The sequence below is a fragment of the Bradyrhizobium sp. MI1.11 genome, from assembly GCF_055811255.1.
Window position 1 is genome coordinate 1 of record NZ_JBVVPM010000094.1, and the last position, 15,604, is coordinate 15,604.

General features: G+C 63.4%; 14 protein-coding genes. 10 read left to right on the forward strand and 4 right to left on the reverse strand.

The window, feature by feature from the left end:
* The first annotated feature begins 177 nt into the window (after positions 1-177).
* Genes AC0L30_RS40760 through AC0L30_RS40775 form a run of 4 tightly spaced genes read left to right on the forward strand, consistent with a single transcriptional unit; the run spans position 178 to position 1,645 of the window.
* Entirely contained in the window at positions 178-504 is a 327-nt protein-coding gene (locus tag AC0L30_RS40760) for an ArsR/SmtB family transcription factor (RefSeq protein WP_473406625.1), read from the forward strand.
* Positions 501-932, forward strand: coding sequence for an SRPBCC family protein (locus tag AC0L30_RS40765; protein ID WP_007595695.1), 432 nt, complete (start codon positions 501-503; stop codon positions 930-932). Before AC0L30_RS40760 ends, AC0L30_RS40765 begins: the two co-directional genes overlap by 4 nt.
* Positions 933-977: 45 nt before the next feature.
* Complete coding sequence (locus tag AC0L30_RS40770) at positions 978-1,196, forward strand: hypothetical protein (protein ID WP_473406626.1); 219 nt, start codon at positions 978-980, stop codon at positions 1,194-1,196.
* A 2-nt stretch (positions 1,197-1,198) separates the two neighbouring features.
* Positions 1,199-1,645, forward strand: coding sequence for a DUF1801 domain-containing protein (locus tag AC0L30_RS40775; RefSeq protein WP_354127281.1), 447 nt, complete (start codon positions 1,199-1,201; stop codon positions 1,643-1,645).
* A 229-nt stretch (positions 1,646-1,874) separates the two neighbouring features.
* Here the strand turns inward: AC0L30_RS40775 and AC0L30_RS40780 are convergent, their stop codons facing one another.
* The 4 genes from AC0L30_RS40780 to AC0L30_RS40795 form a co-directional block, all read right to left on the reverse strand.
* Positions 1,875-3,410 (reverse strand): SpoVR family protein, encoded by a 1,536-nt coding sequence (locus AC0L30_RS40780; RefSeq protein ID WP_007595700.1) that lies wholly within the window; start codon positions 3,408-3,410, stop codon positions 1,875-1,877.
* Complete coding sequence (locus AC0L30_RS40785; protein WP_198288307.1) at positions 3,407-4,684, reverse strand: YeaH/YhbH family protein; 1,278 nt, start codon at positions 4,682-4,684, stop codon at positions 3,407-3,409. Before AC0L30_RS40785 ends, AC0L30_RS40780 begins: the two co-directional genes overlap by 4 nt.
* 19 nt (positions 4,685-4,703) lie before the next feature.
* The gene (locus AC0L30_RS40790; protein ID WP_007595704.1) at positions 4,704-6,647 is read right to left on the reverse strand and encodes a PrkA family serine protein kinase; all 1,944 of its coding nucleotides are present in this window, start codon (positions 6,645-6,647) and stop codon (positions 4,704-4,706) included.
* 299 nt (positions 6,648-6,946) lie between these two features.
* Positions 6,947-7,576 (reverse strand): hypothetical protein, encoded by a 630-nt coding sequence (locus tag AC0L30_RS40795; RefSeq protein ID WP_007595706.1) that lies wholly within the window; start codon positions 7,574-7,576, stop codon positions 6,947-6,949.
* 330 nt (positions 7,577-7,906) lie between these two features.
* Here AC0L30_RS40795 and AC0L30_RS40800 point away from each other — a divergent pair, with 330 nt between their 5' ends.
* Genes AC0L30_RS40800 through AC0L30_RS40825 form a run of 6 tightly spaced genes read left to right on the forward strand, consistent with a single transcriptional unit; the run spans position 7,907 to position 15,410 of the window.
* A complete protein-coding gene (locus tag AC0L30_RS40800; RefSeq protein WP_473406627.1) occupies positions 7,907-10,756 on the forward strand; it encodes a bifunctional transaldolase/phosoglucose isomerase in 2,850 nt (949 codons plus the stop codon).
* 13 nt (positions 10,757-10,769) lie between these two features.
* Complete coding sequence (gene gnd / locus AC0L30_RS40805) at positions 10,770-11,768, forward strand: phosphogluconate dehydrogenase (NAD(+)-dependent, decarboxylating) (RefSeq protein WP_219685521.1); 999 nt, start codon at positions 10,770-10,772, stop codon at positions 11,766-11,768.
* A 28-nt stretch (positions 11,769-11,796) separates the two neighbouring features.
* A complete protein-coding gene (gene zwf / locus AC0L30_RS40810) occupies positions 11,797-13,308 on the forward strand; it encodes a glucose-6-phosphate dehydrogenase (protein WP_219685522.1) in 1,512 nt (503 codons plus the stop codon).
* Between the two features lie 5 nt (positions 13,309-13,313).
* Entirely contained in the window at positions 13,314-14,057 is a 744-nt protein-coding gene (gene pgl, locus AC0L30_RS40815; protein ID WP_354127279.1) for a 6-phosphogluconolactonase, read from the forward strand.
* Positions 14,044-14,574, forward strand: coding sequence for a gluconokinase (locus AC0L30_RS40820; RefSeq protein WP_354168256.1), 531 nt, complete (start codon positions 14,044-14,046; stop codon positions 14,572-14,574). The genes pgl and AC0L30_RS40820 overlap by 14 nt, the downstream gene beginning before the upstream one ends.
* Before the next feature lie 23 nt (positions 14,575-14,597).
* Positions 14,598-15,410, forward strand: coding sequence for an HAD family hydrolase (locus tag AC0L30_RS40825; protein WP_473406628.1), 813 nt, complete (start codon positions 14,598-14,600; stop codon positions 15,408-15,410).
* Positions 15,411-15,604 lie beyond the last annotated feature (194 nt).

Here is a 15,604-nt window from a genome sequence, read left to right on the forward strand (position 1 = left end):
CCGCACAAAAAAATACCCCATATCGAGCCTCACTCCCGCTCGGCCAATTAAGCAAAGCCCTCGCAAGCGGGAGAGGTAAGAGGAGTTTGCGGGATCGCTTCCACACCACTTCCCCACTTGACACATCCATAACTCCACGGTTATGAATATACCCATAACTTACAGGTTATGGATTACATGCCCGCCGCCGCTCACGACCTTCTGTTCAGGACGCTCGCCGACCCCACCCGTCGGGCGATCTTCGAGCGATTGTGCCGCGAGGGCGAACAGACGGTCGGGGCCCTGACGGCACTGTCGGGCGTGTCCCAGCCGGCGGTCTCAAAACATCTCGGCGCGCTGAAGCAGGCTGGCCTCGTGCGCGACCGGCATCAAGGACGGCAGACGCATTACAGGGCCCAACCCGGCGCGCTCAATCCGCTGATCGACTGGACCAGCCAGATGGCCGGATTCTGGCAGAACCGGCTCGACGCGCTCGACGATCTCCTGAAGAGGATGGACCAATGAACGAATCCGCGACCGAAACCCGATCTGTCGTCGTCGAGCGCGAATTTGCCTTTCCGGCAGAGCGGATCTGGCGCGCGCTGACGCAGCCGCATCTGATCGAGGAATGGCTGATGAAGAACGACTTCAAGCCGAACGTGGGCCACCGCTTCAACCTTCGCGGCGAATGGGGCGGCGTGCTGGACTGCGAAGTCCTCACCATCGAGCCGCAGAAGACGCTCGCCTACACCTGGAATTTCTCGCACGAGGACGCGGCGTTCGATCTCAAGAGCGTCGTGACCTTCACGCTGACGCCGACGGGCGCAGGCACTCATCTGCGTGTCGAGCAAGCGGGCTTCAGCCCGGCGCAGAAGCAGGCATTTGGCGGCGCGCATGCCGGCTGGAAGCAGTTTCTCACCAAGCTGGACGAGCTGCTGGCCAAGGCAGACTAGCTCGGCCGCCGGCCTTCATTTCGATCATCTCAAGAGGAGGTTTCATTGACCGGAAATATGTGGACTCGACAGATCCATCGCTGGCTGTCGATTGCTTTCACGCTGGCCGTCATCGCCAACATCGTCGCCCTGACGATGCAAGTCCAGGCGACGTGGATCGGCTTGCTCGCCTTCGTCCCATTGATCCCGTTGCTTGCGACCGGGCTCTACATGTTCGCGCTGCCATATCTCGGCCGCGGCCGCGACGCCCGACAAGAGGCGTGAGCATGAAGAAGGCCGTGACCGCGAAAACCAGCAGCGCGATGAAGACGAATGGCGCTTCGCCATCCAGGATGATCGACGGCAGGATCAAGGAGCTCGGCGACTGGCGCGGCGACATGCTCGGGCGAATCCGCGGCCTGATCAAGGAGGCCGACCCTGATGTCGTCGAGGAATGGAAGTGGCGCGGCGTTCCGGTGTGGGAGCACGACGGCATCATCTGCACCGGCGAGACCTACAAGGCCGTGGTGAAGATGACCTTTGCCAAGGGCGCCGCGCTGGACGATCCCGCCGGCCTGTTCAACTCGAGCCTCGACGGCAACGTGCGCCGCGCGATCGATATTCGCGAAGGCGACAAGATCAACGAGAAGGCGTTGAAGGCGCTGATCCGCGCAGCCGTGGAGCTGAATGCGTCGAAAGCCAAGAAGAAGCCGGCGAAGAAGCGATCGACTTAGAGCACGATTGATTCACGTTGATCGCTTTAGCAGCCGCGGACTGGCTGCAACCTCTCCCGCTTGCGGGAGAGGTCGGCGCGTAGCGCCGGGTGAGGGCTCTATCCTCTGGGGGAATCCCGCTGCGGAGACACCCTCTCCCCACCCCTCCCCCGCAAGCGGGGGAGGGAGCGCAGCTCCCTGGCAGAAGCCACAAGGCTAATCTCGTCGCGCTCCGGAAGCTGCCCCGCCCTCACGCCACCGCCGAGATCGGCCGCGGGCTCACGACGTATTCGCGCAGCACCTTGTCGTTGGAATCGACCTCGATCAGTGCGACATCGTAGGTCCAGAGATCGGCGAGATGCTGGAGCACGCGCTTGGCGTCGGTCTCGTTGAGCTGCGCGCCCTTGATGACATGGTGATGCAGGATCAGCCGCCGGTCGCCGGAGAGATCGACGTCGACCACCTCGATATTCGCGTCGATGTAGCCGACATCGTGCTGCCGTGCCAGCTCGCGCCGGACGCGGCGGAAGCCGCGCTCGTCGTGAATGGCGTCGACCCGGATGCCGGCGCGCTCCTCGGGATCGTCATGCAGGTGGAACATGCGGAGATGCCGCATCAGCTTCGGACTCAGGAACTGGGCGATAAAACTCTCGTCGCGGTAATTGGCCCAGACGTCGCGCAGCACGCCCATCACGTCGTTCTTGCCGGCGATGTCCGGGAACCACTCGCGGTCCTCGTCTTCCGGCCGGGTGACGATGCGCTCGATGTCCTGCATCATGGCGAAGCCGAGCGCATAGGGATTGAAGCCGGAAAAGCGCTGGTCGTCGAATTCGGGCTGGAACACGACGTTGGTGTGCGACTGCAGGAATTCGAGAAAATTGCCGTCGCTGATGCGGCCCTGCTGATGCAGCTTGGTCATGATGCGATAGTGGACGTAGGTCGCGGTCCCCTCGTTCATCACCTTGGTCTGGCTCTGCGGATAGAAATATTGCGCGATGTGGCGGACGATGCGCAACAGCTCGCGCTGCCAGGGGGCCAGCCGCGGCGCGCTCTTCTCGAGGAAATACAGCAGGTTTTCCTGCGGCAGGCCGAGCAGCTTGCGGCGCCGTTCGACGCTGAGCGCGGACCGGGTCTTGCTCTTTCCCGCCGGCACGGTGCGCCAGAGGTCGTTGAAGACCTCCTCCTCATGCTGGCGGCGGCGCCCTGCCCGCTTCTCTTCGGCGCGGAGATCGAGCTTCTTCTTGCCGGGATAGCGGTCGATCCCATGCGACATCAGCGCATGCGCGGCATCGAGGGTGCGCTCGACCTCGACGCGGCCGTAGCGATCCTCGCATTGCATGACGTAGTTCTTGGCGAAATCCAGATAGTCCAGGATGCCGTCGGCGTCGGTCCACTGCTTGAACAGATAGTTGTTCTTGAAGAAGTGGTTGTGGCCGAAGGCGGCGTGCGCGATCACCAGGGTCTGCATCGTCGCCGTGTTCTCCTCCATCAGGTAGGAGATGCAGGGCGAGGAGTTGATCACGATCTCATAGGCAAGTCCCATCAGGCCCTTGCGGTATGAGGCCTCGTGATACGCGAAGTGCTTTCCGAATGACCAGTGCTTGTAGAACAGCGGCATGCCGACCGACGAATAGGCGTCCAGCATCTGCTCGGCGGTGATGACTTCGATCTGGTTCGGATAGACGTCGAGCCCGAGATCTTTCGTCGCCACCTCCTCGCAGGCATCCGTGATGCGCTGCAAGGTGTGAAAATCCCAATCGGCGCCTTCGAACAAGCGTTCTGTCATGGAGCGGCTTTCTCCTGGGCAGTGTCGCGGCGCTGAAACAGATCGTGGAACACCGGAAAAATCTCGCTGCGCTCGCTGACCTTGCGCATCGAGAGCGGTGCGCCGCTGTTGCGCAGGCGCTCGTAGAGAGTCCAGAGCGAGGAGTCGGACAGATCGAAAGCGCTGCCGCCGGACTCGCCGACCTCGAGATAGGCAAAGAACTGGCAGACCGGCAGGATCTTGTCGGTCAGCAGCATGCCCGCGAGCTCGCCGTCGGAATAGGAATTGTCGCCGTCGGAGGCTTGGGCGGCGTAGATATTCCAGTCCGACGGGCTGAAGCGTTCGCGCACGATCTCGTGCATCGCCTGCAGCGCGCTGGAGACCAGCGTGCCGCCGGAAGCCGGGCCGTAGAAGAAGGTCTGCTCGTCCACCTCCTCGGCGCGATCGGTGTGGCGGATGAAGACGATGTCGACATGCTTGTAGCGGCGCTTCAGGAACACGTAGAGCAGCATGTAGAAGCGCTTGGCGAGATCCTTCATGTGCTCGGACATCGAGCCCGACACGTCCATCAGGCAGAACATCACGGCCTGGGCAACGGGCTTGGGCACCGTCTCGAAGCGGCGGTAGCGGATATCGAGCGGATCGATGAAGGGAATGCGCTTGGACTTCGCCTTCAGTTTTTCGAGCTGGGCCATCAGCACCAGACGCTCGTCCTCGTCCGCGCAGGCGGCGATGGCGGCTTCCAGCTCTTCGATCTCCTCCTTGCTGGGACGCTTGAGCGCGATACGGCGCGCCAGTGCGCGCCGAACCGTCCGGCTCACCGAGATGTTGGATGGCGAGCCCGACGTGGTGTAGCCGGCGCGCTGGATGCCCTCGCTCTCGGTGTGCGCGATCTTGCGCTTGGCAAGGTCGGGCAATTCGAGATCGTCGAGAAAGAGATCGACGAATTCGTCGCGGCTGAGCACGAAACGGAAGGCGTCCTCGCTGTCGCCTTCGCCCGGTCCGGAATCCTTGGCGCTGCCCTGGCCCGAGCGCTGGAGGTAGTCGCCCTCGATGAACTTCTTGTTCCCGGGCAACACCATGTCGCGCGTTCCGCCGTCGCGGCGGAAACGCGGCTCATGCATGCCGTCGAGCGGAATGGTGACCTCGCCACCCTCCAGGACGTCCTTGATGTCGCGTTCCTGCGAGGTCTTCTTGACGGCGCCCTGCACCAGGGATTTGGCCCGACGCAAGAACCGCTGCCGGTTCTCGAGACTCTTGCCGCCAGGATTCAGGCGCCTGTCAATAATGTGAATCGGCACTTTTCCATCCGCCTCAACCGGCCTGCTTCACGCGCATGTACCATTCGACGAGCCGGCGAACCTGACGCTCGGTGTAGCCGCGCTCCACCATGCGTGCGACGAACTCGCCGTGCTTCTTCTCCGTCTCGCCGTCCTTCTTCGACCCGAAGGAGATGACCGGAAGCAGGTCCTCGACCTGGGAGAATATCCGCTTTTCGATCACATCGCGAATCTTCTCGTAGGAGATCCAGGTCGGATTCTTGCCGCCGTTCTGGGCGCGCGACCGTAACGAGAATTTGACCACCTCGTTGCGGAAATCCTTCGGATTGGCGATGCCCGCCGGCTTCTCGATCTTGGTCAGCTCCTGGTTCAAAAGCTCGCGATCCAACAGCTGGCCAGTGTCGGCGTCCTTGAAATCCTGGTCCTCGATCCAGGCATCGGCGTAGTCGACGTAGCGGTCGAACAGGTTCTGGCCGTAATCCGAGTAGGATTCGAGATAAGCCTTCTGGATCTCGTTGCCGATGAACTCGGCATAACGCGGTGCAAGGTCCGCCTTGATGAATTCGAGGTAGCGCTTCTCGACTTCCTCGGGCAGCTGCTCGCGCTTGATCGATTGCTCCAGCGCGTACATCAGATGCACGGCGTCGGCGGCGACTTCCTGCGGATCGTGGTTGAAGGTCGCAGCCAGGATCTTGAAGGCAAAGCGGGTGGAAACACCGTCCATGCCCTCGTCGACGCCGGCGGCATCGCGATATTCCTGGACGCTGCGCGCCTTCGGATCGGTCTCCTTCAGGCTCTCGCCGTCGTAGACCCTCATCTTGGCGTAGGTCGTGGAATTTTCGTGCTTGCGCAGGCGCGACATCACCGAGAACCGCGCCAGCGTTTCCAGCGTCGCGGGCGCGCAAGGCGCGGCCGCGAGCTCGGAGCCCTGGATCAGCTTCTCGTAGATCTTCTGCTCCTCCGTGATCCGCAGGCAGTACGGCACCTTGATCACGCAGATGCGGTCGATGAAGGCCTCGTTATTCTTGTTGGCCTTGAAGCTCGACCACTCGGCTTCGTTGGAGTGCGCGAGGATGACGCCGGTGAACGGAATCGCGCCGATGTTCTCGGTGCCGATGTAGTTGCCTTCCTGCGTCGCGGTGAGCAGCGGATGCAGCATCTTGATCGGGGCCTTGAACATCTCGACGAACTCGAGCACGCCCTGGTTGGCGCGGTTGAGGCCGCCGGAATAGCTGTAAGCGTCGGGATCGTTCTGCGCGTAGGTTTCGAGCTTGCGGATGTCGACCTTGCCGACCAGAGAGGAGATGTCCTGGTTGTTCTCGTCACCCGGCTCGGTCTTGGCGATGCCGATCTGGCGCAGCCGCGACGGCTGGATTTTTGCGACACGAAACTGGGAAATGTCGCCGCCGAAGGCTTCCAGCCGCTTGTAGCACCACGGGCTCATCAGGCCGGTGAGACGGCGGCGCGGAATGCCGTATTTCTCTTCCAGCATCGGGCCGAGCTGATCCGGATCGAACAGGCTGAGCGGACTTTCGAACACGGGCGAGAGCTCGTCGCCAGCCTTGAGCACGTAGATCGGATGCACTTCCATCAGCGACTTGAGCCGCTCGGCGAGCGAGGATTTGCCGCCGCCGACCGGACCGAGCAGATACAGGATCTGCTTGCGCTCTTCGAGGCCCTGCGCCGCGTGACGGAAGAAACCGACGATGCGCTCGATGGTTTCTTCCATGCCGTAGAAGCCGGCGAAGGCCGGATAGGTGCGGATCGTGCGGTTCAAAAAAATACGGCCAAGGCGTGGGTCCTTGGCCGTGTCAATCGTCTGGGGCTCACCGATCGCTGCTAGCAGTCGTTCGGCCGCGTTCGCGTATTTCATGGGATCGCTTCGACACGATTCCAGATATTCCGCCATCGACATGTCGTGTTGGCTTCTCGCCTCGAACGACTTAGCGAAAGCGTTGAATAGAGAATCGTTGTACATGATCCCTCTCCGCGTGAGTTCCGCTACACAATTGAACGAAAGCAGCGACCGGACCGTTCCTTAGCGCCACTCTCGAATCAGCGTGAGCACATGACGATCATTCGACACCCGGGCGCCTTCTCGGCGCAACGCACAACGTAGGCACAGGGTGAGTTACGAACAGGCACCTGCCTGATATTTGAGCGAATCTTTGTCTATATTGGCTCATTTCCAGAAAATGTCACTCGCTCGCAACATCCGGGCGTTACCGGGGATGCGTTCATCCGGCCTCGCATCATAGCGGTCTGCGAAAGGCGATCTTATGACGCTTGTGCGGCGAAGCCTTGCGTGCCGCGTTCATCTTCCTGCTGCAATGCGGTGCGCGGACCGCCGGCGGCGTGATAGTCGCGGCAAGCGCGCAGCAGTGTATCAAAATCGGTCGCCAGGCCCTCCGACCGGATGACAATGCGATCGTCCCTCACGGAGCGGGCCAAGCCGCGGATGCTGCAGAGCTGCCGCTGCAAGGCCGGCGTCGGCGTCAGCACGATCACCTTGCGCCCGCGGCGTTCTTCAGCCGAAATCTCCGCGATAGAGTCCCACAGCAGAAATTCATTGCCGATGCGGAGATCGCGGATGCCATAGGGGGTGACGATCACCACCGATCCCCGCTCGGCGGGGAGCATCCAGATCAGCCGACCGGTCATCACGGCGAACACCACCACGCCGGCAGAGCCGACCGTCGCGTCGTAATCGCCAAAAGCGCTCGACCAGCCCAAGGCGAGCGTTGCGCTGAGCAGCGTCATGGCGAAGCCCGCTACGACCAGCAGCCGCGTTTGGGTCGTACACGGACCGATTTCGAGATCGTGGGACGCATCGACGCATCCGGTCGACGTGACCGACTGGGGGCTGTCTGTGACAGCGAGCGCCAGACGGTCATGATGTGCTTGCATGCTTTCCCCCAGCATGGCCATTCGCGACCGAGCCACGATGCATCAGCCGGACCGGAATCCGCTGATGAGTACTCCGCGCAGCCGCTAGCGGCGAGGCGAGACAGCTGGCGTTACACAACAAGGGCCCGACCGATTCCTCACGGCCAACGACCTTTTTACGCAACTCGGCTCCCTTTACGCGGATCGCCATGATCGCGACGGAGTTACACTGGAGGATATGACGCCCATACCCTTGATTGGTTCCCTCAAGGAAGCATGTAAGCTAGAGGATAGCGCGTCAGGACCGGCGCGGAAACCCCTCGCCCGCAGGCTTGGAGATAAATTAGCATCATGAATCCCGTCAAAGAACTGGAAAAGCACGGACAAGCCGTCTGGCTGGACTTCCTGGCCCGCGGCTTCATCGCCAAGGGCGACCTGAAGCGGCTGATCGACACCGACGGCGTCAAGGGCGTCACCTCCAACCCCTCGATCTTCGAGAAAGCGATCGGCAGCTCGGACGAGTACGACGCGCCGATCGGCAAGGCGTTGAAGCGCGGCGATCGGTCGGTCGCCGACCTGTTCGAGGCCGTCGCGGTCGAGGACATCCAGAACGCCGCCGACGTGCTGCGCCCGGTCTACGACCGCCTCAAGGGTGGCGACGGCTATGTCAGCCTTGAAGTCTCGCCCTATCTGGCGATGGACACCGCCGGCACGGTCACCGAGGCGCGGCGGCTCTGGAAGGACGTCAACCGCAAGAACCTGATGGTGAAGGTGCCGGCAACGCCGGAGGGCCTGCCGGCGATCGAGACCCTGATCGGCGACGGCATCAGCATTAACATCACGCTGCTGTTCTCCAAGGCAGTCTACCTTCAGGTCGCCGAGGCCTATCTCGCGGGCCTGGAGACATACGTCGCCGGTGGCGGCGACCCCTCGCATGTCGCGAGCGTGGCCAGCTTCTTCGTCAGCCGCATCGACAGCATGGTCGACAAGCAGCTCGACGAGAAGATCGCTCGCGCCAACGATCCGTCCGAGAAGGAGCGGCTGGCCGCGCTGAAGGGCAAGGTCGCGATCGCCAATGCCAAGGTCGCCTATCAGGATTACAAGCGCCTGTTCTCAGGTCCCCGCTGGGACAAGCTCGCCGCCAAGGGCGCCAAGCCGCAGCGCATGCTGTGGGCGTCGACCGGCACCAAGAACAAGGATTACAGCGACGTCCTCTATGTCGAGGAGCTGATCGGCCCCGACACCATCAACACCGTGCCGCCGGCGACGCTCGACGCATTCCGTGACCACGGCAAGCCGCGCGACAGCCTTGAAGAAAACCTCGACGACGCCCGCCGCGTGCTGGAAGAGCTGGAGCGCTCCGGCGTCTCGCTCGATGCCATCACAGAGGAGCTCGTCAAGGACGGCGTCAAGCAGTTCGCCGACGCCGCCGACAAGCTCTATGGTGCGGTCGCCCACAAGCGCGCCACCGTGCTCGGGCCCGCGATCGACCGCCAGCTGCTCTCGCTCGGCGACGGTCTCGGCAAGGCCGTGGCCAAGAGCACCGAGGAATGGCGCGCGTCGGCCAAGATCCGCCGGCTGTGGCAGCGCGACAAATCGGTCTGGACCGGCACCGACGAGGACAAATGGCTCGGCTGGCTCGACAGCGCCGCCAAGGCCGACATCGCCGACTATGAGGATTATGCCAGCCGCGTGAAGGGCCAGAAATTCTCCGATGCCGTCGTGCTCGGCATGGGCGGATCAAGCCTCGGGCCGGAGGTGCTGGCCGAGACCTTTGGCAAGAAACCCGGGTTCCCGAAGCTGCACGTGCTGGATTCCACCGATCCGGCGCAGGTGCGGGCGATGGAGGCCAGGATCGACATCGCCAACACCGTGTTCATCGTCTCAAGCAAGTCCGGCGGCACCACCGAACCGAATGCGATGAAGGATTATTTCCACGAGCGCGTCACGCAGGCGGTCGGGCCGAAGGTCAAGACCGGCCATCGCTTCATTGCGGTCACCGATCCCGGATCGTCGCTGGAGAAGGCGGCGAAGACTCTGAGCTATGCGCGCATCTTCCACGGCGAGCCCTCCATCGGCGGACGCTATTCGGTGCTCTCGCCGTTTGGCCTGGTGCCGGCGGCAACCGCGGGCATCGATATCAAGACCTTCGTCAAGCATGCGCTTGCCATGGCCCGCTCCTGCGGACCGGACGTGCCGCCAGCCGAGAACCCTGGCGTGCAGCTTGGCCTTGCCATGGGCCATGCAGCGCTCGAAGGCCGCGACAAGGTGACGATCCTGTCGTCGAAGAGGATCGCCGATTTCGGCGCCTGGGCTGAGCAGCTCATCGCGGAATCGACCGGCAAGGATGGCAAGGGTCTGATCCCGATCGACGGCGAGCCGCTGGGCGAGCCTGCGGTCTACGGCAATGACCGGCTCTTCATCGACATCCGTATCGAGGGCGAAGCAGACGCCGCCCATGACTCGCAGCTTGCTGCGATCGAAGCGGCCGGTCATCCCGTCGTGCGCATCGTGATGAAGTCGATCGACCATCTCGGCCAGGAGTTCTTCCGCTTCGAGATGGCAACGGCGGTGGCGGGCAGCATCCTCGGCATCAACCCGTTCGACCAGCCGGACGTGGAAGCGGCCAAGATCAAGACCCGAGAGCTCACCGCGTCATTCGAAAAGACCGGCGCGCTGCCGGCCGAGCAGCCGGTGGTCAGCACCAATGAGGCCGATCTCTACACCGACGAGACCAACGCCGCGGCCCTGCGCGCCGCCGGCGCCAACGGCGACCTCACCTCATGGCTGAAGGCGCATCTGTCGCGCTCCAACCATGGCGATTATGTCGCCCTGCTCGGCTACATCGCCCGCGACAAGGCGACGATCGACGCACTCCAGACCATGCGGCTCGAAGTGCGCGAGAAGCGACATGTCGCAACCTGCGCCGAGTTCGGACCGCGTTTCCTGCACTCGACAGGACAGGCCTACAAGGGCGGCCCCGACAGCGGCGTGTTCCTCCAGATCACCGCCGACGATGCCAGGGACCTGCCGGTGCCGGGCCAGAAGGCCAGCTTCGGCGTCATCAAGGCTGCGCAGGCGCGCGGCGACTTCGACGTGCTCACCGAGCGCGGCCGGCGCGCGCTGCGGGTCCACCTGAAGGGCGGGCTCAAGAAGGGTCTCGCGGCGCTCAATGCCGCGCTCAACGACGCACTGAACTAAGGGAATTCCTCAAATGCAACTCGGCATGATCGGCCTCGGCCGGATGGGCGGCAACATCGTTCGCCGCCTGATGCGCCACGGCCATTCGACCGTGGTCTACGACAAGGACGCCAAGGCCGTCGCCGGCCTTGCCGCAGACGGCGCGGTCGGCTCGGCGACGCTCGAAGAGTTCATTGCGAAACTGGAGCGGCCGCGCGCGGCGTGGGTGATGCTGCCGGCCGGCCACATCACCGAGACCACGATCGACACGATCGCGGGCGCGATGCAGGAAGGCGACGTCATCATCGACGGCGGCAACACGTTCTGGCAGGACGACGTCCGCCGCGGCAAGGCGCTGAAGCAGCGCGGCATCCACTATGTCGACGTCGGCACCTCCGGCGGCGTCTGGGGCCTCGACCGCGGCTATTGCATGATGATCGGCGGCGAGAAACAGGTGGTCGATCGGCTCGATCCGATCTTCGCCGCGCTCGCGCCCGGCGCCGGCGACATTTCGCGCACGGAGGGACGTGAGGGCCGCGATCCCCGCATCGAGCAGGGCTACATCCATGCCGGCCCCGTCGGCGCCGGGCATTTCGTCAAGATGATCCACAACGGTATCGAATACGGCCTGATGCAGGCCTATGCCGAAGGTTTTGACATCCTCAAGAACGCCAACATCGAGGCCTTGCCGGCGGATCATCGTTACGATTTCGATCTCGCCGATATCGCCGAGGTGTGGCGGCGTGGCAGCGTGATCCCGTCCTGGCTGCTCGATCTCACCTCGACGGCGCTCGCCGACAGCCCGGCGTTGACGGAATATTCCGGTTTCGTCGACGATTCCGGCGAAGGACGCTGGACTGTGAACGCGGCGATCGACGAGGCCGTGCCGGCCGAAGTCCTGACCGCGGCGCTGTTCGCACGTTTCCGTTCCCGCAAGGAACACACCTTCGCCGAGAAAATTCTCTCAGCGATGCGAGCCGGCTTCGGCGGCCACAAGGAGCCGAAGCAGCCGGCTGCTTCGAAGCCGAAATAGCAATTAGCAGAGCGAAGGCCAATAGTTCGTGACAAAAGACCCGCAAGCCAAGCGCAAGCCGGAAAATTGCGCCTTCGTCATCTTTGGTGTCACCGGCGACCTCACCCATCGGCTGGTGATGCCATCGCTCTACAATCTGGCGGCCGAGCATCTGTTACCGGAAAAGTTCTGCGTGGTCGGCGTCGCCCGCCGGGGCCAGTCGGACGACGAGCTGCGCGACAGCCTGTTGAAGGGCTTGCGCCAGTTCGCGACCCGGCCGGTGGACGACGACATTGCCAAGAAGCTGCTGGAATGCGTGACCTTCGTCGAAGCCGACGCAAAGGATCCGCCATCCTTTGATCGCCTGCGCGAGCATCTGGATTCCCTGGAATGCGCGCAGGACACCGGCGGCAACCGGCTGTTCTACCTGGCGACCCCGCCGGCCGCGTTCGCGCCGACCGCGCGCGAGCTCGGCCGCACCGGCATGATGAAGGAGAACGGCGCGTGGCGGCGGCTGGTGATCGAAAAGCCGTTCGGCACCGACCTCGCCTCCGCGCGCGCGCTGAATGGCGAGCTGCTGAAGATCATGGACGAGCACCAGATCTACCGGATCGATCACTATCTCGGCAAGGAGACGGTGCAGAACATCCTGGTGCTGCGCTTTGCCAACGGCATGTTCGAGCCGATCTGGAATCGCAACCATATCGACCACATCCAGATCACGGTGGAGGAAAAGCTCGGCGTCGGCCATCGCGGCGGCTTCTACGATGCCACCGGCGCGCTGCGCGATATGGTGCCGAACCATCTGTTTCAGCTGATGTCGCTGGTCGCGATGGAGCCGCCGGCGCGTTTCGACGCCCATTCCGTGCGCTCCGAGAAAGCCGAGATTCTGACCTCGATTCAGCGCCCGAGCGAAGAAGAAGCGCTGAAGAGCTCGGTGCGCGCCCAATATCTGTCGGGGCGCATCGGCGACGATGAGATCCCGGACTATCGCAAGACCGAGGACGTCAAACCCGGCAGCACCACCGAGACCTATGTCGCGCTGAAACTGATGATCGACAATTGGCGCTGGGCCGGCGTGCCGTTCTATTTGCGGACCGGCAAGGCGCTCGGCCACAAGCGCACCGAGGTCGCGATCAAGTTCAAGCAGGCGCCGCTGTCGATGTTCTCAGGCACGGCTGTCGATCGCCTCTCCCAGAACTTCCTCACGATCGGCATCGCACCGACGGAGACCATCGAGCTCCAGTTCAACGCCAAGATCCCGGGGCCGAGCGTCACCATCGACGGCGTCGAGATGAAGTTTCGCTATGGCGACTATTTCCGGGCCGATCCCTCGACCGGCTACGAGACGCTGATCTATGACTGCATGATCGGCGACAACATCCTGTTCCAGCGCGCCGACGGCATCGAAGCCGGGTGGCAGGCGGTGCAGCCGTTCCTGGACGCCTGGAAGAACGCGGGCAGCAACGGCATCGAGACCTATCAAGCCGGCAGCGACGGCCCCGCCTGCGCCGATGAATTGCTCCGCCGCGACGGCCGAAGCTGGCGTAAGTTTTCGTGACGGCGATGGCCGGACAGCCGAAGCTGATCGTCGCGGCCGACGCCGAGGCTCTCGCCCGGGCCGCGGCCGAACGGGTGATGGCGCGAATCGCGGCCAATCCCGGGCGCATCGCGATCTGCCTGACCGGCGGCTCCAGCCCGAAGAAGCTCTACCAGCTGCTGGGCAGCGAGGCCTGGCGCGAAAAAATCCCGTGGGAGCGCGTGCACTGGTTCATCGGTGACGAGCGCTTCGTCCCCGAAAGCGATCCCCTCAACAACATGGCGGTCGCGCGCGCGACCTTTCTCGATCGCAACGCGCCCTCCGGCCATGTTCACCCGATCCCGACGACGGCTGACACCCCCGATCAGAGCGCCGAGGCCTATGCGCGCGAGCTGCAGGCTTTCTACGGCGCGGAAAGCCTGGATCCGGCACGGCCGCTGTTCGACATGGTTTTGATGGGCGCAGGCCCGGACGGCCACACCGCTTCGCTGTTCCCGGGTTATCCTGCGATCGAGGAGACGAGACGCTGGGTGGTCGGCGTCCCCAAGGCCAATGTTGCCCCCTTCGTGCCGCGGGTCTCGCTCACCCTGCCCGCGCTGGCGTCCTGCCGCGAAATGCTGTTCGAGATTGCGGGGCACGACAAGCAGCCGATCTTGACGCGCCTCCTCAATGGCGAGACTCTGCCGGCTGTACGCGCGCGCTCGAATGGCGAGACCGTCTGGCTGGTCGACCAAGCCGCGCTTCCGGGGGGAATTCGTGACGGGCGTTGAAGCACCTTGTGCATTGATCGTGATGGGCGTGTCGGGTTCGGGCAAGAGTACGGTTGCAAAAGCGCTGGGCGAGCGCCTCGGCTGGCGCTTCGAGGACGGAGACAGCTTTCATCCCGCCAGCAATGTCGAGAAGATGCGGGCCGGCCATCCCCTCACCGACGAGGACCGCTGGCCCTGGCTCAACGCCATTGCCGACGAGATCGCGCGGGTCTGTGACAAGGGCGAGCACGTGATCATCGCCTGCTCGGCGCTAAAGCATACTTATCGGGACGTGCTGCTGCGCGGACGCGACGACGTCCGCTTCATATTCCTGCGGGGCACGAAGGAGCTGATCGCCGCTCGCCTTGCGCAACGCAAGGGGCATTTCATGCCGCCCGGCCTGCTGACGAGCCAGTTCAACACGCTGGAGCCGCCCGAGGCTGGCGAGCACGTGATCACCGTCTCGATCGACGAATCCGTGGAAGCGATCGTGGACGGCGCGGTGCGACAGCTGAAACTGGGCGGCGCGAAACGCTGAGGCCAAACACCCAAGGGATTGTCATGACAAAAATCTCGCTCGTCGTCTCCGACGTCGACGGTACGCTGCTGACGAAGGACAAGACGCTGACCGACCGCGCGAGGTCCGCGGTGCAGCGTCTGCACCAGGCCGGCATCGGTTTCACGATTACGTCGAGCCGGCCCGCGATCGGCATGCGCTTCCTGATCGAACCGCTGGCGCTCTGGCTGCCGGTCGGCCCGTTCAATGGCTCCTCGATCGTCGATCCCGAGATGAATCCGGTCGAGCAGCATTTGATTCCGGCGAGCGCCGCCGAGCGGTCCCTGCAAATCCTCCGGGACTTCGGCGCCGACATCTGGCTGTTCACCACCGACAAATGGCTGATCGACAAGCCTGATGGCCAATACGTTGCTCACGAGCAGCACACCATCCGCTCCGATCCCACCATCGTCACGGACTTTTCACCGTATCTCGCGAGCGCCTGCAAGATCGTCGGCGCCAGCGCCGATGCAGCCGGCCTCGAAGCATGCGAGAAGGCGATGCAGCAGGCGCTCGGCAGCGAGGCCACTGCTGTGCGTTCGCAAACCTATTACCTCGACATCACCCCGCCCGGTTTCGACAAGGGCACATTCGTGCAAGCCATGGCCAAGCGCCTCGGCATTTCAACAGACGCGGTCGCCACCATCGGCGACATGCAGAACGACCTCGCGATGTTCCGCGTCAGCGGCACCTCGATCGCGATGGGCAATGCGGCCGACAACGTCAAGGACCAGGCCACCCACGTCACCGCGTCCAACGAGCAGGACGGTTTTGCGGAGGCGATGGAGATGATTTTGAAGCGGAACGGGAGCGGGTAGACGGGCCGGCTGGTTTCACCTCTCCCGCCTGCGGGAGAGGTCGCCGCGTAGCGGCGGGTGAGGGCTCTCTCCTCTCGGGGGCTCTCGCCGGCGGAGAGACCCCCACCCCAGCCCTCCCCCGCAAGCGAGGGCTTTGCGTAAATCGCGAATCTGCGATTCTCTAAGAGACATCTGAAGAGGATCTGGGGATGGCA